At 53.9% G+C, this 588-nt stretch carries 1 pseudogene; it reads right to left on the reverse strand.

Going from position 1 to position 588, the window contains the following annotated elements:
• Window positions 1–509, reverse strand: a pseudogene (locus HMPREF3121_RS11725) (IS630-like element ISPsy32 family transposase); the annotation flags it as partial.
• Window positions 510–588 lie beyond the last annotated feature (79 nt).

Below are 588 nucleotides of genomic sequence, written 5' to 3' on the forward strand. Positions count from 1 at the left end.
AGCACCAGTGCCTTGTCTGGCGGGTCCAGATACAACCCGATGACGTCCCAGAATTTCTCTTCGAAGTTGGGATCGTTGGACAGCTTGAACGTACGAGTCAGGTGCGGCTTTATGTCATTGGCAGCCCATATACGCTGGACGCTGGCCGGAGAAATACCCGCGACTTGCGCCATGCTTCGGCAGCTCCAGCGAGGCTGGCCAATACGAGGTTGAACCACTTTTTCAAGCACTCGAGCCATAGCGTCTGGCGGCAAGAATGACTTACGTCCGCGGCCAGGCTTATCGATCAAACCGTCTAGTCCCTGTTCTTGAAAACGCTTGCACCAAAGAGTGACTGAGCGAAGAGAGAATCCAACCAGGCGGGCTATTTCAACCCTTGAACAACCTTGAGCAGCTAACAGGATGACCCTCGCGCGGCGACCGTCACGCTGACTGATGGTGGCTGATCGTGTGCGACGGCTCAGCTCGGCGCTTTCCTCAGGACTCAGGACGATATCTTGGGCGCTCATTTCTTCGCCTCCAACGGTGTAATCAACGAGCAAGCATAGACGATTTTACAGAGCATTTATTTTTGAGACAGTACACTAG

It is taken from the genome of Corynebacterium sp. HMSC11E11 (assembly GCF_001807025.1).
GTDB classification, from domain to species: Bacteria; Actinomycetota; Actinomycetes; order Mycobacteriales; family Mycobacteriaceae; genus Corynebacterium; species Corynebacterium freneyi.